Source organism: Collinsella ihumii (assembly GCF_030385545.1).
Lineage (GTDB): Bacteria > Actinomycetota > Coriobacteriia > Coriobacteriales > Coriobacteriaceae > Collinsella > Collinsella ihumii.
This window is the reverse complement of sequence record NZ_JAUEIQ010000001.1, coordinates 444784-468002: the sequence shown is the minus strand read 5'-3', so window position 1 is coordinate 468002 and position 23219 is coordinate 444784. Positions and strand designations below refer to the sequence as shown.

Below are 23219 nucleotides of genomic sequence, written 5' to 3'. Positions count from 1 at the left end.
GCATGCAGACCCTCATCGGGGCTGCGGCCCTCATCTCGACGATCTTCGGCCTGGTCCAGGGCACGAAGCGCGGCATCCCGCTGTTCTTCCGCATCGTGACCTACGGGTTTGCCTGCTACGCCATGGGAACGCTCTACGACATCCTGCGGACGGCCCTGGTGAGCTCGGGCGCGCTGCCCGCGCTCGCCTTGAAGCAGCTGTCCGCCGCAGACCCCGGCGCCGTCATGCCACTCGTCACCGGGCAGGCGGGCTTCTCCATCGGGCTCATCGGGTACGCCGGCGCCTTCTTCTTCCTGTTCTCCTCCTACGTGGGCGCGCTCGACACCCTGGCGGACGGGCGCGAGCCAAAGCTTCGCCCCTACCGGCTGGGCGCGCTGGCCGCGCCCGTGCTCATCGTGCTTGAAGGTGCACTCCTTCTGCCCGGAGCCCGCGATGCCATGGCGCCCATGGCGCTGGCGCTCATCCCGGTGGCGGGAACCTCCTACTTTGCCGCCAAGCACCTCGTGCTGCCCGATATCGAGATGGGCATCATCCGGGTCATGCGCCCCTACAACGCCTGCGTGCTGGCGATCTGCATCCTGCAGCCCGTCGTCCTGCTCGCGGCGGCAGGCGGCATCATGCACGCAGCCGCCTGCTTGACAACCGCAGCAGCGGTCCTGGCGGCGCTGCCCCTCGCAAGAATTGGGGTGGCAAAATGGTTTCGATAGCCTTTATCTGCTTCGCGGTCCCGCTCGCCCTCATGCTTCCCATCCTGCAGGGACGCTCGCGCTGGCTTGTGACCTATCTGCTGGCAGGATCTTACATCGCTGTCTGCGCCGGCGCCGTGAACGGCATGATTCGGCAGGCGCTGGGCATCACGTCGCTCGAGCTGTCGCTCTCGGTGGCGCCCATCGTGGAGGAGATCTTGAAGGCACTCCCCGTGCTCATCTACGCCGCGGCCCGCAGCGACCGCCGCTCCGAGGTGCTCGCGCTCGCCTTCTCCTGCGGCGTGGGCTTTGCCATCACCGAGAACGCCTACCTTATGATGAGCGTGGGCGATAGCGCCGCCGTGAGCTGGGCGCTCACGCGCGGGCTCGCCACCAGCCTGGTGCACGGCCTGTGCACCGTCACCGTGGGTCTGGGCTTCACGTTCGTGCACAAGCAGAAAAAGCTCTTCTACACGGGCGCGTTCGGCCTGCTCGCCGCCGCCATCACCTATCATGCGACATTCAACCTGCTGGTGAGCGCCACCGACCCGTGGTATCTCGCGGGCCTGGCGCTGCCGCTTGCGACCTATGCCGCTGCGGGCGCCGCGTGGGCCGCCCATCGCAGACGCCGCTCGAAGGCGTGAGCCGCCCGAATCTCCATCCAGATGAGATGCGGCCCTCCGTCGCCGGCCCCGAACCGGGGTGGCAGACGGAGGGCCGCTTGCATCATGCCCTGTGAGGAACAGCCCATCGCCTCACCGTGCAAAATGAGACGTTTGACCCCGTCCCCACCGTATCATTTGTGGTAGATGCCGCTGCGCTCGTACTTGGGCTCGCAGCACACGTTGATGCCGAGCTTGCGCAGCAGCTCCTCGTCGGAGGCCGAGATGATGACGGAGAAAAACGCGTCGCAGCCGCGCAGCTTCTTCAGGCCCTCGAGCACGCGGGCGGCGACCTCGCTGGTCGCCGATGTGATGGACAGGGCGATCAGGGTCTCGTCCGGATGCAGGCGCGGGTTGACGCTGCCCAGGCGGTGCGTCTTCAGGCGCTGGATGGGCTCGATGGCGTCGTCGCTGATGACCTCGGTCTCCATGTCCACGCCGGTCACGGCCTTGAGCGCGTTCATGAGCAGCGAGCTCGCCGCGCCTAGGCGGGTGGAGGTCTTGCCAGTCACCACCGAGCCGTCGGGCATGACCATGGCGCCGGCAGGCGCGCCCGTGGTCTCCTCGCGCAGCAGCGCGGCGGAGCGCGCAGGCGAGTAGTCCTTCGTCACGCCGGCCTTCTTCATGATGTTGCGCAGGCGGTCCACCTGCTCGGCACCCGCACCGGTGCGCTTGACCTGCTCGGCCGCGTTGAAGTAACGGCGGACGATCTCCATCTTGGAGGCCTCGCGGCAGGCCTCGTCGTCCACGATGGCGTAGCCGGCCATGTTGACGCCCATGTCCGTGGGGCTCTGGTAGGGACTCTCCCCCATGATCTTCTCCATAAGGGACTTCACCACCGGGAAGGCCTCCACGTCGCGGTTGTAGTTGACGGTCATCTTGCCGTAGGCCTCCAGGTGGAACGGGTCGATGATGTTGGAGTCGTCCAGATCGACCGTGGCCGCCTCGTAGGCGATGTTCACCGGATGCGACAGCGGAAGGTTCCAGATGGGGAACGTCTCGAACTTGGCGTAGCCGGCCTCGATACCGCGCTTGTGCTCGTGGTAGAGCTGCGACAGGCAGGTGGCGAGCTTGCCCGAGCCGGGGCCCGGGGCGGTCACCACCACGAGCGGGCGCGAGGTCTCGATGTAGTCGTTTTTGCCGTAGCCCGCATCCGACACGACCAGATCGATGTCGTGCGGATAGCCCTCGATGGGATAGTGCAGGTAACAGGTGATGCCGAGGTCCTCCAGACGGCGGCGGAACAGGTCGGCAGCGGGCTGGCCGGCATACTGGGTGAGCACCACCGAGCTCACCAGGAACCCGTAGCTGCGGAAGATGTCGGTCAGGCGCAGCACGTCCTCGTCGTAAGTGATGCCCAGATCGCTGCGCGCGCGGTTCTTCTCGATGTCGCCCGCGTTGATGGCGATGACGATCTCCACGTCGTCCGACAGGCTCTTGAGCATGCGGAACTTGCTGTCGGGCTCGAAGCCGGGAAGCACGCGGCTTGCGTGGTAGTCGTCGAAGAGCTTGCCGCCGAATTCCAGATACAGCTTGCCGCCAAACTGAGCGATGCGCTCCTTGATGTGTTCCGCTTGCAGGCTGATGTACTTCTCGTTATCGAATCCCTGGCGCATTGGGCGGGGCTCCTCTCAGACGTCTGCTTGTGTGGCTCGGCCCGACGCCCGCTGGCGACAAGCCTGCCTAAGTATAGTCGAGACGCATGCCGCCGCCCGCCCGGCAGCGGAATCGGGCCGACAAAACACACGCCGTGCGCCGCGGCGCCCGCGTTTTGGCGGCGACGCCGTGAGACGGGCGCGACCGGCGGCCCCCTCAAGGGCGCTTAACACATGGGCCCTCCGGATGAATCCGAAGGGCCCATGGGCAGTACCGGTTCGTTGCCTTCACGGCGCCCGTTACAGGCGCGCGTCCGCTATTTCAGCGTCGCGTACATGACCGCCTTGATGGTGTGCATGCGGTTCTCGGCCTCGTCGAACACCTTGGACTGACGGGACTCGAACACCTCGTCGGTGACCTCCATCTCGGTGACGCCGAACTTGCTCGCGATATCGGCGCCGATGGTGGTGTTGGTGTCGTGAAAGCTCGGCAGGCAGTGCAAGAAGATCGCCGAGGGATCCGCCAGCGCCATGAGCTGAGAGGTCACGCGATACGGCTCGAGCTGCTTGATGCGCTCAGCCCAGACCTCGTCGGGCTCGCCCATGGAGACCCACACGTCGGTGTAGATGACGTGCGCCCCGCGGCAGGCCGCCTCGGGGTCCTGCGTCAAGGTGATGGTGCACCCGTTCTCCGCGGCGATCGGCGTGCAGGCGTCGATCACGTCGGAGGCGGGCATGCACTCGACCGGACCGCAGGCGACGAAGTTCATGCCGAGCTTGGCGCAGACGACCATGAGGGAGCGGGCCACGTTGTTCTTCGCGTCGCCCATGAACACGAGGGTCTTGCCCTTGATGTCGTAGTTGAAGTTCTCCTGAACGGTCAGGATGTCGGCGAGCATCTGGGTGGGATGCCACTGGTCGGTCAGGCCGTTCCACACCGGCACGCCGGACTTGGCGGCCAGCTCCTCGACGTCGGCCTGGTCGTAGCCGCGGAACTCGATGCCGTCGTACATGCGGCCGAGCACGCGCGCGGTGTCCTCGATGGACTCCTTCTTGCCCATCTGGGAACCGCTCGGATCGAGATAGGTCACGCCCATGCCCAGATCCATCGCGCCCACCTCGAACGAGCAGCGGGTGCGCGTCGAGGTCTTCTGGAACAGCAGGACGATGTTTTTGCCCTCGAGATAGCGGTGCGGGGTGCCGGTGCGCTTGAGGTCCTTGAAGTTGCGCGCGAGCGCGAGCAGGTACTCGATCTCCTCGGTGGTGAAGTCGAGCAGCTTCAGAAAGCTGCGTCCGGAGAGGTTCACGCCCATGAAGGCTCCTTTCGGTCATGTTCCTGTGGCCGGTCTCCCCGGCGCAATCATCCATGTAAGTATGAGGTCCGCCTGTTTCGAAACGATAAACCGCGAGGCGGACGAACCGAGAGCGCGGCGTCTCAGCCCGTCGGGAGGTCGTCGCGCCAGAAGGGCATGCTCATGCACCTCGGGCCGCCGCGGCCGCGCGACAGCTCGGCGGACGGGATCACCAGCAGGTCCATGCCCTCTTTGTACAGCACGTCGTTCGTCACGGTGTTGCGCGCGTAGACGCAGATCTTGCCCGGGGCCACCGCCAGCGTGTTGGAGGCGTCGCTCCACTGCTCGCGCGCCGCGGCGATGGGGTCCCCGCCGCCGCACGGGATGAGCTTCACCTGGTCGATGCCCAAAGCGCCCGCCAGGATGTGCTCGAGCGTGTCGTTGATCTCGCGGATGGAGACCTCCCCCGAGCGCAAAGACGGCGTCAGCTCGAACACGCGCAGGGTTTCCATGATGGCCGGGTAGATCGTGAACTTGTCAACGTCGATCTGGGTGAAGACCGTGTCGAGGTGCATGAAGGCGCGCGAGTTGGGGATCTCGAACGCCAGGATGCGGTCCACCTTGGAGTCGGAGTCCCAGAACATGTTCTGCGCCATGACGTCGATCGCGGCCGCCTGCGTGCGCTGCGAGATGCCCACGGCGATGGTGTGCTCGTTGATGTTCAGCACGTCGCCGCCCTCGGCATGGAACGAGGCGTCGCGGCGGAAGTACAGCGTCGTGTCCTTGTAGTCGGGATGGTACTTGAAGAGGTACTTGCCGTAGATGGTCTCGCGGTTGCGCGTAGCGGAGTACATGCGGTTGAGGTTCACGCCGTTTCCGATGACGGCGAACGGGTCGCGCGTGAAGTACAGGTTGGGCATCGGGTCGATGGCGAGGTTGGTCTCGCTCTCGACGCGCGACACCGCGTCGAGCGGCAGCGAGCGCACGAGCGGCAGGTCGATCTCGTCTTTGGTGAGGCCCGCCATGGTCTTCTTCACGAACTCGCGGTTGTCGGCGATGGCGCCCAGGCGCTCGCGGATGGCGGCGGGCAGGATCTTGCCCTTGATGCCGGCCTCGGCGAGGTACTGGTCCAGGAACTCCTCGCGGGCGGAGGGCATGGCGTCGAACGCCTCGGCGACGAGGTCCTCGAGGTAGACGACCTCGACCCCTTGGTTGCGCAGGGTCTGGGCGAAGGCGTCGTGCTCGGCCTGCGCGTCCTCCAGAAACGGGACGTCCTCGAACAGGAGCCTGTCGAGCTCGCTCGGCGGAAGATTGAGCAGCTCGTCGCCCGGCCTGTGCAAGCAGACACGCCGAAGCTGCCCGATCTCGTTCGGGACATGCAGACCTTTCGCCATCGACCTACCCTTTCCGCGCGGGCCGCCGCGCAGCCCAGCCGCGCCCGCGTGCGCAGGCGCCGGTTCTCCACTCACAATCTTTTTGATTATCTCACGTCTTTCCGAACGCGCCCAAACCTTGGATAAAACCCATATTACGCAAGCTGGGCTGGGCTGAACGGCGCGCGGGCCCCGGGGCCTGGGGTGGTCCTGGGGGCCCGGCGCTGCACGGTGGGGAAACCGCACCGCAAAACCCCAGGATAGAGGGGGTTGCTATATCTTGAAAACGAATTTGGTATCAAATCGGCAAGTACGGGTTGGAAGCGGCCATATCTGACAAGCCTGTGACCTGCGGTTTCTTTGTCCACGCTGGTCCGGAAACCTTGGGAGGAACCCCGGATCCGCTCTAATGAGGCCCTTATTGCCCGCGAATTGATACCAAATTCAAAATGAAGCGCCTGCGCACGTTGGTAAAAGGTTTTATCAACGTTCGGTTTCTCAACCGGACGGATACAGCGCGCGCCGCGCACGTTCCGGACCCAGCCTGAAAGGCCGCTTTCCGGCCGCCTTCGCGACGAACATCCCGCAGCGGGCTCAAGACGGCCCGGTCGGCGCCTCCCTCAACCGGTCCCCGACCGTTCGTGTAAGCATCCCGATAAGCTTTGCCCGCGAGGCGCCCGCACGGGGCGCGAGGCCCTATGATGGAGTTGAACTATGCACATCGCGCAGGCGCCCTCGGCGGGGCGCGGGCGCGGTTGGTACCGCATACCCCTTCGAGTAGAGACGGATCCGCCATGGCAGTCAAAGACAAAGACCGCAAGAAAGACGACAAGAAGAAAGACCCCGCGCCGCTTGAGGGCATCCCCCAGGCGGAGCGTTACGATTTCTCCTACACCCAGAACCGTGAGCTCTCCTGGCTGCGCTTCGATGACCGTGTGCTCGCCGAGGCATACGACGAGTCGGTGCCGCTGTTCGAGCGCCTCAAGTTCGTGTCCATCTTCGAGAGCAACCTCGACGAGTTCTTCATGATCCGCATCGGCGGCCTGTCCGACCTGGCGACGCTCAAGCACCAGCCGCGCGACAACAAGAGCAACCTCACGCCGTCCGAGCAGATCGACAAGGTGTTCGAGGCCCTGCCGCCGCTGTACGCCCGCCAGGCGCGCGCCTTCCACGAGCTCGAGGAGGAGCTCGCCGACCGCGGCATGGTGCGCCTGGAGCCCAGCACCCTGATCGGCGACGAGCGCACGTTCGTCGAGGGGTACTTCAAATCCTTCATCTCCCCCATCATCTCCCCGCTCGTCATCGACCCGCGCCACCCGTTCCCCAACCTGCGCAACGGCGGCCTGTACCTGGTCTGCAGCCTCGCGGCGTCGGCCGACGAGTCCGGCCTGCTCGGCCTCATCGAGGTTCCCGCCTCGCTGCCGCGCGTCATCGAGATCCCCAGCACCACGGGAGAGTACCGCTACATCCTGCTCGAGGACGTCATCATGTCCTGCATCGACGGGTGCTTTGGCTCCTATGAGCCGCAGGACCGCGCCGTGATCCGCGTCATCCGCAACGCCGACATCGACCCGGACGGCGAGGGCGTCGAGGAGGAAGAGGACTACCGCCAGCACATGAAGCGCATCCTGAAGAAGCGCCTGCGCCTGCAGCCGGTCTACCTCTTCATCCGCGGCAAGCTCGAGCGCGAGACCGTCAAGCCGATCCGCCAGGCGCTCGAGCTCTCCGGGCGCGCGACGGCGGTCGTGGACATCCCGCTCGATCTGGGCTACGTGTACTCGCTGGAGTCCCATATCCCGGAGGCGTCGCGCCACGAGCTGCTCTTCGACCCCTTCACGCCGCAGAACAACCCCGGGTTCGACTCCGGCCGCAGCATGCGCGAGCAGGTCATCGAGGGCGACAAGCTGCTGTTCTACCCGTACGAGTCCATGAACCCGTTTTTGGACCTCGTGCACGAGGCGGCCTACGACGATGACTGCTTCTCCATCCGCATCACGCTCTACCGCGTGGCCAAGCAGTCGCGCCTGTGCGAGTCGCTGATCGCCGCCGCCGAGAACGGCAAGGAAGTCACCGTCCTGATGGAGCTGCGCGCCCGCTTCGACGAGGAGAACAACATCGAGTGGGCCGAGCGCCTCGAGGAGGCCGGCTGCACCGTCATCTACGGCTCCGAGGGCTTCAAGTGCCACTCCAAGATCTGCCAGATCACCTACCGCGAGGGCATGGCGGTCACCCGCATCACGCTGCTGGGAACCGGCAACTTCAACGAGAAGACCGCGAAGCTCTATTCGGACTTCATGCTCATGACCGCGCACCCCGGCATCGGCGAGGACGCGAACTCCTTCTTCCAGAACCTGTCGCTGGGCAACCTGCGCGGCAGCTACCGCTATCTGGGCGTGGCCCCTGCGGGCCTGAAGCCGCTCATCATGACCGGCCTGAACCGCGAGATCGACCGCGCGCAGGCGGGCCTGCCGGCACGCGTGTTCTTCAAGCTCAACTCGCTGACCGATCGCGAGGTCATCGATAAGATCTCCGAGGCGAGCCGCGCCGGCGTGCAGGTCGAGATGATCATCCGCGGCATCTCCTGCCTGCTGCCGGGAGTCCCCGGCAAGACCGAGAACGTGCACATCCGCTCCATCGTGGGGCGCTACCTCGAACACGCGCGCGTCTACGCGTTCGGCGAGGACGCCGACACGGTCTACCTGTCGAGTGCCGACATGATGACCCGCAACACCGAGCACCGCGTGGAGATCGCGTTCCCCGTGCTCGACGCCGGCGTGCGCGCGCAGGTCATCCAATACATGGACATCCAGCTGAAGGACAACGTGAAGGCACGCGAGCTCACGCCCAAGGGCCTGTGGGCCCCCATCGTGCGCGCCGTGGGCGACGAGCCCTTCATCGCGCAGGAGCACCTGATGACGCTCGCGATCGAGCGCGCCAGCTCCGCCGAGAAGGCCGCGTCCAAGCGCGCCGCCGCGCGCCCGACGGTCCCCATGGGGACGCCGCCGGCGGCCGCCGTCGAGGCCGATCACGAGCTCGTGCTCGAGGGCGCGGGCCATCCCGACGGCATGCCGGTGGAGCCCGCGCCCATCGTCGAGCCGCAGCCGGCGCCCGTGGCTCAGCCCGCGCCCGCGCCGCAGCCCGCGCCCGCAACGGAGCCCGAGCCGGTCGTTCAGCCCTCCGCGGCACCCGCCCAGCAGCCCGCCGTCGAGGCGCAGCCCGCGCCCGAGCCCGCACCGGCACCCGAGCCGGTCGCGGCGCCCCAGCCCGCTCCGACGCCGGAGCCCGAGCCGCAGCCGACGCCGGGACCCGCCTTCGAGCCCGAGTCCGAACTTGAGCCCGCGCAGCCGCGCGCGACATCGGTCAAGGCCACGATCATCGACCCGCAGGAGGATGCCGACGAGGTCGACGAGGACCTCGACGAGAAGGATGGCGGCACGAAGACCATCGTCATCCGCCGCATCGGCCGCGTCGCCACGGGCTTCGCGCTCATCGGCATGGGCTTCAAGACCCTGCTGTTCGGCAGCAAGCAGGAGCATGAGCGCGAGGCCGAGAGGCTGCAGCGCATCCAGCAGCGCCAGCAGGACCAGATGCTCAAGGCGCAGCGGATTGAGAACAAGCAGCGCAAGCAGGCCCTGCGCCAGCAGAAGCAGCAGCAAAAGCAGCGCCAGCAGATGCTCGACCAGCAGAAGAAGGCCCTCAAGCAGCAGAAAAAGGAACTGAAGCAGAAGAAGCGCGACATGCGCTAGCGATAAGCCCGCTTTCCGCATCGCATCGGCCGCCCGTGCGCTCCCCCGCACGGGCGGCCTCGTTTTGGGACCCATGGGTTCGTTGGGTGGGTTCGTTGGGGACGGGTTCGCTTCAACCCATCGAGACCGAGGGGAGGCGCCGATGACGCGAACCGAGCGGGCAAATCCGTGGTCGGCTCGTGAATCCGTCGACATCTACCAGCGCTTTCGCTAAGCTGCGCATAGCACATATCACGTAATGGAAGGTTCCCTCATGAAACTCACCGTCGACAGCATGACCTACGGCCCGGACGGCCTCGCGCGCACCGAGGACGGCAAGGCCGTCTTCGTGTCGGGAGGTGTCGTGGGCGACGTCGTGGAGGCCGACGTGGTGAGCACGGGCTCCTCGTTCGACCGCGCCGTAGTCTCCGAGATCCTCGAGCCCTCGAACCAGCGCGTGCAGGCGCCCTGCCCCTTTGTGGGCATCTGCGGCGGCTGCCCATGGGGCAACCTTTCGATGGACGCCCAGCGCGCGGCCAAGGAGGGCAACCTGCGCTCGACGCTGCGCCGCATCGGCCGCTTCTCCGACGAGGAGGTCGACGCGATCGTCAAGCCCATCCGCCATGCGAAGGACGCCTGGGGCTACCGCAACAAGGTCGAGCTCGCGCCCTCGTGGGACAACAACCGCTTCCGCCTCGGCATGCACGGGGTCGACCCCGACCAGATCATCAAGGTGGACAGCTGCCCGCTTTTTGAGAAGAAGTACCCGCGCGCGGTGAAGGCGGTCGCCGGCGCCCTGTCCTATCTCGGTAATTCCCGCGATCTGGGCCTCGAGCGCGTCGGCATCCGCGCCAGCCGCAGGACCAAGGCGCTCGAGATCGCGCTGTGGACCCCCACCGGCGCCTTCCCACGCGCCCAGGTCTCGCGTGTGCTCACCGACGCCGTCCATCCCACGAGCGTCGTGCGCGTCATGTCCAAAGGCGACCGGCGCGCCCGCAAGGTCGCCGGCGTGGAGGCGCTTGCGGGCGAGGGCTCCTGGACCGAGAAGATCGCCGATGGCGAGATGCGCCTGAGCGCCCCCTCGTTCTTCCAGGTGAACACCGCTGCTGCTGAAATCCTCATCCAGCTGGTCATGGACGCGCTCGACCCCGGTGCCGATGACGTCGCCATCGACCTGTACTGCGGAGCCGGCACGTTCACCCTCCCGCTCGCCCGCCGCTGCGCCTACGTGGCGGCCGTCGAGGCCTACGGCCCCGCCATCCGCGACCTGCGCCGCAACCTCGAGATTGCACGGCTGGACAACGTCGACCCCATCGGCGGCGACGCGGTGCGCGAATTCCCCGACGAGGACGCCGACGTGCTCGTCGTCGACCCGCCGCGCGCGGGACTCGACCCCGCCGCCATCGACCTGATCGCGGCCACGTCGGTGCGCGACGTGGCCTACGTCTCGTGCGACCCCGCCACGCTCGCACGCGACCTGCGGCGCTTCCTCGACGAGGGCACCTTCAAGGTCGTCTCCGCCACGCCGGTCGACCTGTTCCCGCAGACGTTCCACTGCGAGACGGTCGCCCATCTCACCCGCGCCTAGGGACGCCCGAGTCCCCGGCGGCCGGACGTTCCCCCAACGTTGCCGCACCCCATACTCGCCCGCGCGAAACAGGGTATAAACAGTCAATATCCCCGATGAAAGGATGCATCATGTCCGCCGTTGCCGTTCTTGCCGCTGATGGCTTCGAGACCATCGAGTGCCTGACCATCGTCGATGTGCTGAGGAGGGGCGGGGTGCGCGTGGCCCTGGTGTCGGTGATGTCGACGCGCGACGTCGTGACCGCCCAGCAGATCTCCGTCACCTGCGACTGCACCCTGGACGAGATCGATTTCGCCGAGTTCGACTACATCGTGCTGCCGGGCGGCATGCCGGGCACCGCCCACCTGCGCGCCGACGAGCGCGTATGCGACCTGGTCCGCGAGTTCGCCGCGACCAAGCACGTCGCCGCCATCTGCGCCGCGCCCTCGATCTTGGGCGAGCTCGGCCTGCTCGAGGGGCGCCGCGCGACGTGCTTCCCCGGCTACGAGAAGACCTTCCCGGAGGGCACCTTCGCAGGCCCCAAGACCGTCGTGGTCGACGGCAACATCATCACGGCATCGGCCATGGGGCAGGCGCTCCCCTTCGCCCTGGCCGTTCTCGGCGACATCGCGGGCGACGTGGCGGTGGACAAGGTCCGCCAGGGCATCCAGCTCTAGGACGCGCCCATGATCTTGGCATCGCAATCCCCGCGCCGCATCGAGCTCATGCGCGAGGCGGGTTTTGACTTCCGGGTCGCCCCCGCGGATATCGACGAGTCGCCGCGTGAGGGCGAGACGCCCTTCGAGCTGGTCGAGCGCCTGGCCGTCTCAAAGGCCGCGTGCATCGCGGGCACCGTCGCCGAGCCCGGCGAGCTGGTCGTCGCCGCAGACACCATCGTCGCCATCGACGGCGAGCTGCTGGGAAAGCCTGCGGACGCCGCCGACGCCCACCGCATGCTGCGCGAGCTGTCCGGGCGCACCCATCAGGTGGCGACCGGCGTATGCCTGATCGTCGCCGGCGACAGCGCCCGCGCGCGCCATTCGTTCGTCGACGTCACCGACGTGACCTTCTACGACCTGACCGATGAGGAGATCGACGCCTACGTCGCGAGCGGCGAGCCGCTCGACAAGGCGGGCGCCTACGGCATCCAGGGCGTCGGCGGACGCCTGCTCGTCCGCGGCATCGATGGCGACTTCTACAACGTTGTGGGCCTTCCCATCGCCAAGACCGTCCGGGCCATCCGCCGCTACGCCGTGGCGACCGGCAGCTGACGCAATCCGGCCCTCTCTGCATCCGTCCTTCCGCGCCCGTTGAACCTGTTGAGAAATGAGTTGACCATGAGCGATTCTTTGGAGCCGATTTCCATAACCGATGTCGAGGGGTTCTCCTTCGGCCACTGGACAAACCGCGAAGCAGCGACCGGTTGCACGGTCATCGTCGCGCCGCACGGCGCCGCGGCCGGCGTCGACGTGCGCGGCGGCGCCCCGGCGTCGCGCGAGACCGATCTGCTGCGCCCCGAGAACACCGTCGAGCAGGTTCACGCCGTCTGCCTGTCGGGCGGCTCGGCGTTCGGCCTCGAGGCGGCATCCGGCGTGGCGCGCGAGCTGGAGAGCCGCGGCATCGGCCTCGACGTGGGCCCCACCCGCGTGCCCATCGTCTGCTCGAGCTGTCTGTTCGATCTCGCGTTCGGCGACGCGTTCGTGCGGCCGGACGTCGAGGCGGGCGCAGCCGCGACCCGCCTCGCGCTGGACGGCAACGCGACCGGGCTCGCCGAGGGTACCGTCGGCGCGGGAACCGGCGCGACCATCGGCAAGCTGCTCGGGATGGATCGCGCCATGAAGGGCGGACTGGGCGCACGCGCCTTCTCGCTCGGCGCGCTCAAGGTCGGCGCCATCAGCGCCGTCAACGCGTGCGGCAACGTCGTCGACCCCATCACGCTCGAACCCGTCGCGGGCGCACGCGTGAGCGCGGACGGGACGCAGATCGTCGACCTCGAGGAGGGCATGCTCGACGCCGGGGCCGGCCTCACCATGCCGCTCGACCGGACGAACACGACGATCTCCTGCATCGTCACCAACGCCCGCCTCACCAAGGCGCAGGCCACCAAGGTGGCCCAGATGGCGGCCGACGCCTACGCGCACGTGATCCGGCCGACGCACACGACCAACGACGGCGACACGATCTACGTGCTCGCTTCCGGCGGCGACGATGCGCCCGCCTGCCCTCTCGACCTGCTGGGGCTCGTCGCGACCCGCGCGCTCGAGGCGGCACTGGTCGCCGGGTGCCGCGAGGCGGAAGGGATCTGCGGCCTGCCCGCGGCGCGCGACCTGTAGGGAGGCGCCGTTCGGCTCATATCGTGCATGACTAGCCCCCGGCCACGGGGGCTTCTTTTTGCCGCGCCCATCCGCCCGTCATGTCCTGTGGTGTCGAACACCCGCCAACGGTACCCCGAACTGCGAGAGAGGGCCCGATTTGGGATCCTCTCTCGCAGTTCGGGGTACCGTTGGTGGGTAATCTGCTAGGGAACGATGGTCAACGGCACCGTCCTCTCGGAGAACGTGGCTAGTAATTTCCATTCTGCTGTCAGCAGGCTCGGACAAGGGTGACCGTTTCGGCCGGCATGTCCGCATCGACCGCCCATGACGCGGGCGCCAAGACCCCAAACGCCTCGAATACGGCCTCAACAGGGTGAGCGGCGGCGGCGCGGCGGGCCTTCGGGCCCGATCACACGGCGCCGCTACAGCAAAACAGATATTTCTAGCCACTTTCGCCGGAAGAGGGTGCAAACGGGGCGGCGCAGGAACCGCGGGCTCGGCATCGGACCCTACCCGAGGGCGGCGAGCGCCTCCGGGAACGGGGCCAGGCTTCGGCGCAGGATGCCGTGCATGTGCGCGATGGCCACGCCGTAGTTCGTCATGGGCACCCCCGCCTCGGCGGCCGCGGCCTGGCGGCTGCGCATCTCGCGCGCGTTCAGCATGCACCCGCCGCAGTGCACCACCGCGTCGAAGGCGGACAGGTCCTGCGCCTGCGGGAACTCGATGCCGCTCGTGAACGCGAAGTCGAGCCTTGCGCCCGCATGCTCCTGCAGCCAGCGCGGCATCTTGACGGTCCCGATGTCCTCGCATTGGCGATGGTGGGTGCACCCCTCGCTGATGAGCACCCGGCTGCCCTCATGCAGCCGATCGAGCGCGGCGGCGCCGCGGACCGCCTCCACCAAATCCGCCTTGTAGCGCAGCATCAGGATGGAAAACGACGTGAGCGGCACCTGCTCGGGCACGGTACGGGCGACCTGGCCGAACACCTGCGAGTCGGTCACCACGAGCGCGGGCGGGCAGACGAGCGATCCGAGCGCGCATTCGAGCTCCGTCTCGCGGCACACGACCGGCAGGCACCCGTGGTCGAGCAGATCGCGAATCGTCAGCTGCTGCGGCATGATCAGGCGCCCCTTGGGTGCCGAGGCATCGATGGGGCAGACGAGCACCACCGCGGTGCCCGGGTCCACGAGATCCGCGACCACGCAGCGTTCGCGCGCCGACGGCGTCGCCATGTGCGCCAGGCGCTCCTTGAGCTCGTCCACTCCCGCGCCCGTCTGGGCGCTGACGGCGACCGCATGCTCCGCGAGGTCGGCATCGCTCGCGGCAAGCGATGCCAGGCCCTCGCGCGCCTGGGGCACATCGCACTTGTTCCACGCGATGGCAAAGGGGACCTGCCGGGCCCGAAACTGGCCGATCAGCTCGCGGTCCGCCTTTGTGAGCCCGCGCCCTCCATCGACCACGAGCACCGCGATATCGCAGCTCGCGAGCATGCGGCGCGCCCGCTCGACGCGCTTTTGCCCCAATTCGCCCTCGTCATCGATACCGGGCGTGTCGATGATCACCACCGGCCCCAGCGGCAACAGCTCCATCGCCTTCTTGACCGGATCGGTCGTGGTGCCGCGCACGTCGGACACCACGCAGAGCTCCTGTCCGGTCACCGCGTTCACCACGCTCGACTTGCCGGCGTTGCGCACGCCGAAAAACCCGATATGCACGCGCTCCGCCGAAGCGGTGTCGTTCAGTCCCATGTCGCCCACCTCTCTCGTCTTTCGCCACGTTGTATACGGACGGGAAATCCGCGCCCTCCTCCCGGCGGCGTCGCCGGGGGACGGACCGGCCGGCGCTTCCCTAAAACCTGAAATCGCGGCGGTTGGAGTTGCGGATGTCCGCGATGTGCTCGGTTGCGATCGCGCGCGTCTTGTCCTTGGGGATGCGCCCCAGCTCTCGCTCGATCAGCGGCCAGCCGACCGCGGCGGTCTCGGGAGACGCATAGTCGACCAGGTATTCGGCGAGCGTCATGAGCGCGTTGGGGTGGCAGCAGTTCAGAATCTGCCCGCTCTTGCACAGGCTCATGAAGCGGTCGCCGGTGCGGCCCTCGCGATAGCACGCCGTGCAGAAGCTCGGGATATGGTCGAGCTGCATGAGCCAGCGCACCACCTCGTCAAGCGAGCGCTGGTCGGACACGTCGAACTGCTCCGAATCGTGCGGACGGACCTCCTCCTCGTATCCGCCCACGCTCGTGCGCGAGCCGCCCGAGATCTGCGAGATGCCCAGCTCCAGCGCGCGGGCGCGCACGGCCTCGTTCTCGCGCGTGGAGATGATCATGCCCGTGTAGGGCACCGCGATGCGGATGCACGCGATGATCTTAGCGAAGATGTCGTCGTCGATGCCGTTGTCGAACTCGTCGGGATCGATATCGTCGGCGCGCTTCAGGCGCGGCACGCTGATGGTGTGCGGCCCGACCCCGTGCACCGCCTCGAGGTGCTCGGCGTGGCAGAGCAGGCCGGCGAACTCGTAGCGGTATTTCTCCAGGCCGAACAGCACGCCCAGCCCCACATCGTCGATGCCGCCGTCCATGGCGCGATCCATCGCCTCGGTATGGTAGTCGTAGTCGTGCTTGGGTCCCGTCGGATGCAGCTCCAGGTAGCTCTTCTTGTCGTAGGTCTCCTGGAACAGGATGTAGGTGCCGATGCCCGCGTCCTTGAGCATGCGGTACTCCTCCACCGTCGTGGCCGCGATGTTCACGTTCACGCGGCGGATGGCCCCGTTTTTGTGCTTGATGGAGTAGATGGTGTCGATGCACTCCAGGATGTACTCGATGGGGTTCATCTTGGGATCCTCGCCCGCCTCGATGGCAAGGCGCTTGTGGCCCATGTCCTGCAGAGCGATGACCTCGCGACGGACCTCGTCCTGCGTGAGCTTCTTGCGCGCGATGTGCTTGTTCTTGGCGTGATACGGGCAGTACGTGCAGCCGTTCACGCAATAGTTCGACAGGTAGAGCGGCGCGAACATCACGATGCGGTTGCCGTAGTAGGCCAGTTTGATCTGACGCGCGAGCTCGAAGATGCGCTCGTTCAGCTCGGGAATGTCGCAGGCGAGCAGCACGCTGGCCTCGCGGTGGTTCAGCCCCGCGCACCGGTACCCGTTGCCGGATCGGCGCGGCTTCGCCTTCTCGAGCAGGCTCTCGATGAGCTCCCTGTTGTGCTTGTTGGCCTCCGCGTAGTCGAGCGTCTCGCGGATCTCACCATCGTTGATGAACTCCTCGGCATACCGGGAGCCCAGATCGAACTTCGCCATATGTTCCTCCCCTTCGCGGTCAGGCAAAAAGCCTTCCCTCTCAGATTCGTGCGCGGCAGGCGATTGCCGCGAAAGCGGTTAGTCGGCGCTTCCCTCGCGCCCCGCTTCCATGCGACGCTTTGCGTCCCCGCGATCGACCACCACGCGATAGCCGATCGCCTCCATGCGCCGCGACAGGTCGGTCAGCCCCTCGGCAGCCTCGCTTCCGGCGCACGCCTTATTATCATACAGCTCGTACTTTTTTCGAACGTCGGTCGGCGAAAGGTTGGGCATCACGACGTTCGCGCCCGCCTGCATCCCGCGCTCGCGACCGCACGGATCGATGGTGCCGAGGGCCGTCGTGGCGGGCAGGAGCAGCTCCGGACCGATCAGGCGCAGAAGGCTCAGCAGATAGCAGGTCATATCCGCCGTCCCCGCGGGTTCGTGCGCGAACGGCGTCGCATGATGCGGCACGAACGGCCCGATGCCGACCATCGCCGGCCGGAACTCCTCGATGAACTTGAGATCCGCCGCGAGCGTGGCCGGCGTCTGGAAGGGAGACCCGACCATGAAGCCGCATCCCACCTGATACCCGATGTCCTTGAGGTCGCGCAGGCACGCCATGCGGCGGTCCCATGAGAGGTCCGCCGGATGCAGGCGCGCATAGTGCGCGGGGTCCGCCGTCTCATGACGCAGCAGGTAGCGATCGGCCCCGGCATCGAAGAGCGCCTGGTAGCTGCCGCGATTCCGCTCGCCGAGCGAAAGCGTGAGGGCGCAGTCGGGGTGCGCCTCCTTGATCGACGAGACGATGCCGCACGCGACCTCGTCGGTAAACGCCGTGTCTTCCCCACCCTGCAGCACGAACGTGCGGAACCCGAGCTCGTATCCGGCGTCGCAGCAGGCAAGGATCTCCCCGGCATCCAGACGGTACCGCTCCGCCATGCGATTCGAACGGCGCAGCCCGCAGTACAGGCAATCGTTTTTGCAATAGCTCGAGATCTCGATCAGCCCGCGGATGTAGACGTCTGTGCCGTAGACCCGGGTGCGCAGCTCCACGGCGCGCCCGGCGGCATAGGCGGCGATCTCCGGCGTGAACCCCTCGACTAGCTCCTCGTATTCCTTGAGATCCAAGCGGTGCTCGACCGCAAGCCGGCCGATGAGCTCACGGGTCCGCGCGGGAGCGCTATTCCGCATCGGCGCCGTCCCCCTCGGACACCACGTTGGAATACAGGGTCTTGACGCTGACACCCGGCAGGGCGCCGATCTTGCCCGCCAGCGCCGACGTCTTGTCCTGCGGGGCGTCGAGTGCCACCGACATGACGCTCACCTGGCGCTGACGGTACGGCACGCCCATGCGCCCGATCACATAGCGGCGGTACTCGTGGAGGAGCTCGTTGAGCTCCTCCACCGCGTCCATGTTCTCCACGATGATCCCCATGATGGCGACGCGCGTCTTCTCCATTGGATCCTCCGCTCTTTTGCCTTGCGTTGTCTGACAGCGCGATTATACCCATGCCGCCCCCTGCGGCGGGCTGTCGGCCGTCGGACGTGGGGGTGCGGATGCCGGGAACGCCCGGCGCACCCGGTGCCACGACCCCGACAATATGTATAACCGCAGGTAGATGGCCTGCTGGATGGCACGCGGGGAAACCGACCGCACGCGCGATCGGGATGAATGCCGGAAATCCCGGCATTCATCCCGGTTTTGCCCCTTTTTTGTTTCGTCACCGGTGCCCTGGCGATGTTTCTAGAGCAGAATGCACGTCATCTGGGTATCAGCACCATAAGGATCGTGCGAGGGGAGGCGCCATGGAACCCCGTCCACCGCAGCATCGCCGAAAGACCGCCGTTATCGCCATCATCGTCGCAGCCGTCGCGCTGGCCGTCGTCGGCATCGGGCTTACCCGGGGATTCCTCTTGCCGGGCAGCTCGCCTCGCCCCGCATTGAAGGCGACCGAACTGACCCGCGCGAACAGCGGAGTCGCTCCAGCCGTGGACGGCTCCCATGACGATCAGGGCGCCCGCGCCCTCGCAGGGCTCGGGATCCGCCTCCTGCAGCAAGAGGACGCCGTTCAGGCGGCGGACAACGCCCTCGTCTCCCCCATCTCGATCGCAAGCGCTCTCGGCATGACGGCGAACGGGGCGGAAGGCGCCACGAAGGAGCAGATGGAGTCCGTGCTCGGCATCGAGACGGACGCGCTCAACGAATACCTTGCGGCCCTGCGGCTCGACTCCCCCAGCGAACCGGAACAAGAAGGCGATCCCGCGCTTCGCCTCTCAAACTCGATCTGGCTGCGCGATACGCCCGAGCTCGACGTCGAGCAGTCGTTTTTGGATGCCGCCTCGGCGTGGTACGCAGCATCGGTCTTCAGCGCCCCCTTTGACTCCTCGACTGCACACGACATCAACGAATGGGTCGGCTACGGGACCGACGGCATGATCGACCGGCTTCTCGACGAGGATAAGCCGCTTCCCGAAGACGCCATGCTCTACCTCATCAACGCGCTGGCCTTCGAGGGCGCATGGCAGGACCCCTACAGCGACGCATTCGTTGAGACGGCACCTTTTACCTGCGAGGACGGATCCCAGCAGCGCGTCGACCTCATGTATAGCTACGAGGACACCTATCTCGAGGCGGACCTTGCAAACGGGACGGTCGCCACAGACGGACAGGCCTCCGCCGCGATTCCGGACGCATCGCGCATCACGGGCTTCATGAAGCGCTATCAGGGCGGGACCTATGCGTTCGCGGCGCTGCTGCCGCCCGAAGGGACCACGGTCGCCGACACGATCTCGCGCCTGAGCGGCGAAATGCTTGCCTCCATGCTCGAACAGCCCTGGTCGACACCGGTCGATGCCTACCTGCCCGCGTTCAGTTACGATTACAGCACCGATTTGGCCGAATCGCTCAAAGCCCTCGGCATGACCGACGCGTTCGACCAGTACGTCGCGGACTTCTCCGGCATGACGGAGAGCATGCCGCTCCACATCTCGAAGGTGCTGCACAAGACCCATATCGACGTCGATCGCGAGGGGACGCGCGCCGCCGCCGTCACCTCGGTGCAGATGGAAGCGGGGGCGTCCGCCCCGGGAGAGCCGGTCGAGCCGAAGACGGTGCGCCTCGACCGCCCGTTCATCTACCTGATCGTCGACACGCGGACCAACACGCCGCTGTTCATCGGCACATACCTGCATGGCGATGAAGGCGCCGCCTGATTCGACCCGTGCCTTCCGCCCCGCGGCCCTACTGGGAACATGGGCAAACACGGCCCCGTCCAACGCGTCCCAAAACGTATCAGCCCCCGTGTCTTGCATGGGACACGGGGGCTGGTTTCCTAGTTGAACTTGAAAATCTTGCTCGCAAGATGGTATGCACCGATGGTCAGCTTGTCGCCGGCGCGCGTGGGAAGGTTCGTCCCTACGCCCAAGACGCCGTATCGCGCGTGGCGATACATCCGCTCGTCATAGGCCTTGAGGTCATGCCACAGCTCGCGGATCCAAGTCTTGGCCTCGGGGTTGTCCGAAAGCTTGGAGAACACCGAGCAGATGGTCATCATCATGGTGAAGTAGTGCATCATGTACGAGCGCAGGCGCGCGGGCTCCACGTCGTCGTAGAGATGGTAGGCCTCCATCATGATGCGCGTGATGCGGAACTGCTGGTCCAGACGCCTGACCATCGTGGCCTCGTTGACGCTTTGGCCCTCGCGGCCGATGAAGTACCGGTACAGGTCGATATCGGCGTAGTAGAGCGTCTTGCAGCGCGGCAGGGGCACGTACGCATAGATGTTATCCACGTAGAACGTGTGCGCGGGAAGCGGGAGATCGGCCTCGCGCAGCACGTCGGTGCGATAGCACAGGCTGTGCATGAGCAGGTTCTGGTCGGGGCGGAAGCGCCCCACCTCGCCCCACGAGAACACGCGCTTGCGCGGCAGCGCCGAACGGTAGCTGATCGCCGTATGCGTGCCCTCGTGCAGCTTCTCGTACACGTAGTTCGAGATGAACAGGTCGACGCGGGTGCCGCGCTCCTCGAAGCCGCGCAGGATCGTGAGCATGGTCGACAGCGCGGACGCATCGAGCCAGTCGTCGGAGTCGACCACCTTGTAATAGGTGCCCGTCGCCTCGCGCAGGCCGGAGAGGACGGCGATGCCGTGACCGCCGTTCTCCTGATGCACCGCGCGGATGATGCCCGGGTAGCGGGCCTCCCACTCGTCGGCCTTGGCGGGCGTCTCGTCGACGCTGCCGTCATCGACGATGATGATCTCGACGTCGGACGCATAGCTGGACCCCTCCAGGATGGAGGAGATGCAGCGATCCATATCTCCCGCCGCGTTGAACGACGGGATGCCGAACGTGATGACCTTGTGCGAAGCGCTCTTAGGCATGGCAGGCAATGATCTCATCCGACAGCGTGAGGGCGGAATCCGTCACGGCGTCCATGTCGTAGTAGCGGTACTCGGCCAGACGGCCCACCGGGTGGAAGTTCGTGAGGTTCACCACGCGGTCGAGATAGCGCTCGTACAGGGCGCGATTCTCGGGGTCGAGGATCGCGTAGTACGGTGTCTGGCCGCTTCCGGACTCGTAGGAGTGGCTGTACTCCTTCATGATGGTGGTCTTGCCGGGCACGACCTGGCCGGTCATGTTCTTGAACTCGGTGATACGCGTGAAGTCCTCGCTCGTGGTGTAGTTCACGGTGCCCACGGGCTGGTACTGGTCCATGTCGAGGGTCTCGAACTTCATGTCGAGCGTGCGGTACGGCAGCGCGCCGAGGTCGAGGCCGAACAGCTCGTCGAGCGGACCGGTGTAGACGATCTCGCCGCCGTAGACCTTGCCGCAAACCGACACGGTCGTCTCGCCGATCTCGAAGATGTCGCGGGCGTCGACGTCGCAGAACACGTCGATCAGGTCATGGTCGAGCATGTTCTCGAACATATGGGTGTAGCCCTTGGCAGGCATGCCCTGGAACGGGGCCTGCGGGAAATAGCGGTCGTCGTCGCCGATGAAGATGGGCACGCGGCCGGTCACCGACGGGTCGATCTGGTCGGGCGTCTGGCCCCACTGCTTCATGGTGTAGTGCAGAAAGACGTTCTCGTACACGTAGTCGGCGACCTCGACGAGCTCGGGGTCGTTCTTGGCGCGCAGCTCCATGATGGGGACCTTCTTGTCCTCACCGAAGGTCTCGACGAGCTTGCGGTACAGCTGCTCGCCGCGCTCCTCGCCGAACGCGAGCTTCAGGCTCTTGTGGTTGAACGGCACGGGCATGAGGGTGCCATGGATGTTCGCAAGGACCTTGTGCTGATAGTCGGTCCACTCGGTGAAGCGCGACAGGAAGTTGTGGACGCGCTCGTTGAACGTGTGGTAGATGTGCGGACCGTACTCATGGATGAGGATGCCCGCATCGTCCAGGCAATCGTATGCGTTGCCGGCGATATGGTTGCGCCTCTCGAGCACGGCGACACGGAAACCAGAGGTCTCGGCCAGGCGGCGAGCGCACACCGCGCCTGCGTATCCGGCACCCACGACGATCATGTCGTACGAATCGGGATTGAACGTCTCAGGTAGACCAGACGTGATCTGCATCGAAGCTCCTTGCAAATAAGTCCCTATACCAAAAAACACTTGCAACGCATCTCGCGGCAAAATGTTTCAAGGATTATAGCGCTCAAATCCTATAATGAACCTTGCCACACAAGGAAAGCTCAACACGCTAACAAACGTGCTGGGCGCTGTACATGAGGAGAATCATGAGCGATTTCCTGAACCGTATGAAGGCCGCCGCCAAATCCGACCTCAAGACCATCGTGCTCCCCGAGGGTGAGGACCCCCGCACCATCGAGGCCGCCAAGAAGATCGTCGAGGAGGGCCTGGCGAAGCTCGTCATCCTCGGCAACCCCGAGGAGATCGACATCGAGGGCGTGACCGTCATCGATCCGACGAGCGCCGACGCCCCCAACCATGAGGCCTATGCGCAGAAGTTCGCCGAGCTCCGCGCCAAGAAGGGTGTCACCATCGAGCAGGCTCGCGCCCAGGTCATGGACGCCACCTACTACGGCACCATGATGGTCAAGATGGGCGACGCCGACGGCCTCGTCTCGGGCGCCTGCCACTCCACCGCCAACACCCTGCGCCCGGCGCTGCAGATCCTGAAGACCGCCCCGGGCACCAAGCTCGTCTCCGCCTTCATGGTCATGTGCACCAAGACCCCCGAGTTCGGCGCCGACGGCACGCTCGTGTTCGCCGACTGCGGCCTGAACATCGACCCGACCTCCGACGAGCTCTCCGAGATCGCCATCGCCTCCGCGAACTCCTTCAAGACCTTCATGGGCGATGTCGAGCCCAAGGTCGCCATGCTCTCCTACTCCACCATGGGCTCCGCCGGCGGCGACACCGCCAAGAAGGTCCAGGAGGCCACCGCGTTCGCCAAGGAGAAGGCGCCCGAGCTCGCCGTCGATGGCGACCTGCAGCTTGACGCCGCCATCGTGCCGAGCGTCGCCGCGCTCAAGGCTCCCGAGTCCACCGTCGCCGGCCACGCCAACGTGCTCGTGTTCCCGAACCTTGAGACCGGCAACATCGGCTACAAGTTGGTCCAGCGCTTCGGTCAGGCCGAGGCGTACGGCCCCATCCTGCAGGGCATCGCCAAGCCGGTGAACGACCTGTCCCGCGGCTGCTCCGCCGACGACATCGTGGGCGTCGTCGCCATCACCGCCGTCCAGGCCCAGATGGCCGAGTAG

The 23219-nt window shown here is 66.2% G+C and carries 18 protein-coding genes; 9 read left to right on the top strand and 9 right to left on the bottom strand.

The features are described 5' to 3' along the window. Positions 1–2 precede the first annotated feature (2 nt). Both QVN30_RS02090 and QVN30_RS02085 read left to right on the top strand, forming a co-directional pair. On the top strand, positions 3–707 hold the full coding sequence (locus tag QVN30_RS02090; protein WP_087199565.1) for a hypothetical protein: 705 nt from the start codon (positions 3–5) through the stop codon (positions 705–707). Then, positions 695–1330: a PrsW family glutamic-type intramembrane protease gene (locus tag QVN30_RS02085; protein ID WP_087199568.1), complete on the top strand. Its 636-nt coding sequence runs from the start codon at positions 695–697 to the stop codon at positions 1328–1330. The genes QVN30_RS02090 and QVN30_RS02085 overlap by 13 nt, the downstream gene beginning before the upstream one ends. A gap of 152 nt (positions 1331–1482) precedes the next feature. On the opposite strand, the gene QVN30_RS02080 is transcribed toward QVN30_RS02085, so the two are convergent. From QVN30_RS02080 to QVN30_RS02070, 3 genes are all read right to left on the bottom strand, one after another. Next, positions 1483–2964, bottom strand: coding sequence for a DUF1846 domain-containing protein (locus QVN30_RS02080; protein WP_289820746.1), 1482 nt, complete (start codon positions 2962–2964; stop codon positions 1483–1485). Between the two features lie 296 nt (positions 2965–3260). Further along, complete coding sequence (argF, locus tag QVN30_RS02075) at positions 3261–4256, bottom strand: ornithine carbamoyltransferase (protein WP_066833057.1); 996 nt, start codon at positions 4254–4256, stop codon at positions 3261–3263. Positions 4257–4378: 122 nt separating this feature from the next. After that, complete coding sequence (locus tag QVN30_RS02070) at positions 4379–5629, bottom strand: arginine deiminase (RefSeq protein WP_204564623.1); 1251 nt, start codon at positions 5627–5629, stop codon at positions 4379–4381. Between the two features lie 773 nt (positions 5630–6402). On the opposite strand from QVN30_RS02070, the gene ppk1 reads away from it, so the two are divergent. From ppk1 to QVN30_RS02045, 5 genes are all read left to right on the top strand, one after another. Then, positions 6403–9354 carry a polyphosphate kinase 1 gene (ppk1, locus tag QVN30_RS02065; RefSeq protein WP_289835243.1) on the top strand — a complete coding sequence of 984 codons (2952 nt, stop codon included), beginning with the start codon at positions 6403–6405 and terminating at the stop codon, positions 9352–9354. 253 nt (positions 9355–9607) lie between these two features. Next, positions 9608–10921, top strand: a complete 1314-nt coding sequence (gene rlmD / locus QVN30_RS02060; protein WP_289835242.1) for a 23S rRNA (uracil(1939)-C(5))-methyltransferase RlmD — start codon at positions 9608–9610, stop codon at positions 10919–10921. Between the two features lie 110 nt (positions 10922–11031). Next, positions 11032–11577 carry a DJ-1 family glyoxalase III gene (locus tag QVN30_RS02055; protein ID WP_066831816.1) on the top strand — a complete coding sequence of 182 codons (546 nt, stop codon included), beginning with the start codon at positions 11032–11034 and terminating at the stop codon, positions 11575–11577. 9 nt (positions 11578–11586) lie between these two features. Continuing rightward, positions 11587–12171 carry a Maf family protein gene (locus tag QVN30_RS02050; RefSeq protein ID WP_289835241.1) on the top strand — a complete coding sequence of 195 codons (585 nt, stop codon included), beginning with the start codon at positions 11587–11589 and terminating at the stop codon, positions 12169–12171. Positions 12172–12237: 66 nt separating this feature from the next. Further along, positions 12238–13233 (top strand): P1 family peptidase, encoded by a 996-nt coding sequence (locus tag QVN30_RS02045; RefSeq protein ID WP_289835240.1) that lies wholly within the window; start codon positions 12238–12240, stop codon positions 13231–13233. A gap of 491 nt (positions 13234–13724) precedes the next feature. Here QVN30_RS02045 and hydF read toward each other — a convergent pair whose 3' ends face one another. The 4 genes from hydF to QVN30_RS02025 form a co-directional block, all read right to left on the bottom strand. Continuing rightward, on the bottom strand, positions 13725–14963 hold the full coding sequence (gene hydF, locus QVN30_RS02040) for a [FeFe] hydrogenase H-cluster maturation GTPase HydF (protein WP_289835239.1): 1239 nt from the start codon (positions 14961–14963) through the stop codon (positions 13725–13727). A gap of 100 nt (positions 14964–15063) precedes the next feature. Continuing rightward, positions 15064–16512, bottom strand: a complete 1449-nt coding sequence (gene hydG, locus QVN30_RS02035) for a [FeFe] hydrogenase H-cluster radical SAM maturase HydG (protein ID WP_066831826.1) — start codon at positions 16510–16512, stop codon at positions 15064–15066. A 78-nt stretch (positions 16513–16590) separates the two neighbouring features. Next, positions 16591–17685, bottom strand: a complete 1095-nt coding sequence (gene hydE / locus QVN30_RS02030; protein WP_289835238.1) for a [FeFe] hydrogenase H-cluster radical SAM maturase HydE — start codon at positions 17683–17685, stop codon at positions 16591–16593. Then, positions 17675–17953, bottom strand: a complete 279-nt coding sequence (locus QVN30_RS02025) for a TM1266 family iron-only hydrogenase system putative regulator (protein ID WP_066831830.1) — start codon at positions 17951–17953, stop codon at positions 17675–17677. The genes hydE and QVN30_RS02025 overlap by 11 nt, the downstream gene beginning before the upstream one ends. A gap of 347 nt (positions 17954–18300) precedes the next feature. Between QVN30_RS02025 and QVN30_RS02020 the strand changes: the two genes are divergently transcribed. Then, on the top strand, positions 18301–19707 hold the full coding sequence (locus QVN30_RS02020) for a serpin family protein (RefSeq protein WP_289835237.1): 1407 nt from the start codon (positions 18301–18303) through the stop codon (positions 19705–19707). Between the two features lie 119 nt (positions 19708–19826). Here the strand turns inward: QVN30_RS02020 and QVN30_RS02015 are convergent, their stop codons facing one another. Next, positions 19827–20873 carry a glycosyltransferase family 2 protein gene (locus QVN30_RS02015; RefSeq protein WP_289835234.1) on the bottom strand — a complete coding sequence of 349 codons (1047 nt, stop codon included), beginning with the start codon at positions 20871–20873 and terminating at the stop codon, positions 19827–19829. After that, the gene (gene glf / locus QVN30_RS02010; protein WP_289835233.1) at positions 20866–22068 is read right to left on the bottom strand and encodes a UDP-galactopyranose mutase; all 1203 of its coding nucleotides are present in this window, start codon (positions 22066–22068) and stop codon (positions 20866–20868) included. The genes QVN30_RS02015 and glf overlap by 8 nt, the downstream gene beginning before the upstream one ends. Before the next feature lie 164 nt (positions 22069–22232). On the opposite strand from glf, the gene pta reads away from it, so the two are divergent. Next, entirely contained in the window at positions 22233–23219 is a 987-nt protein-coding gene (pta, locus tag QVN30_RS02005; protein ID WP_204571252.1) for a phosphate acetyltransferase, read from the top strand.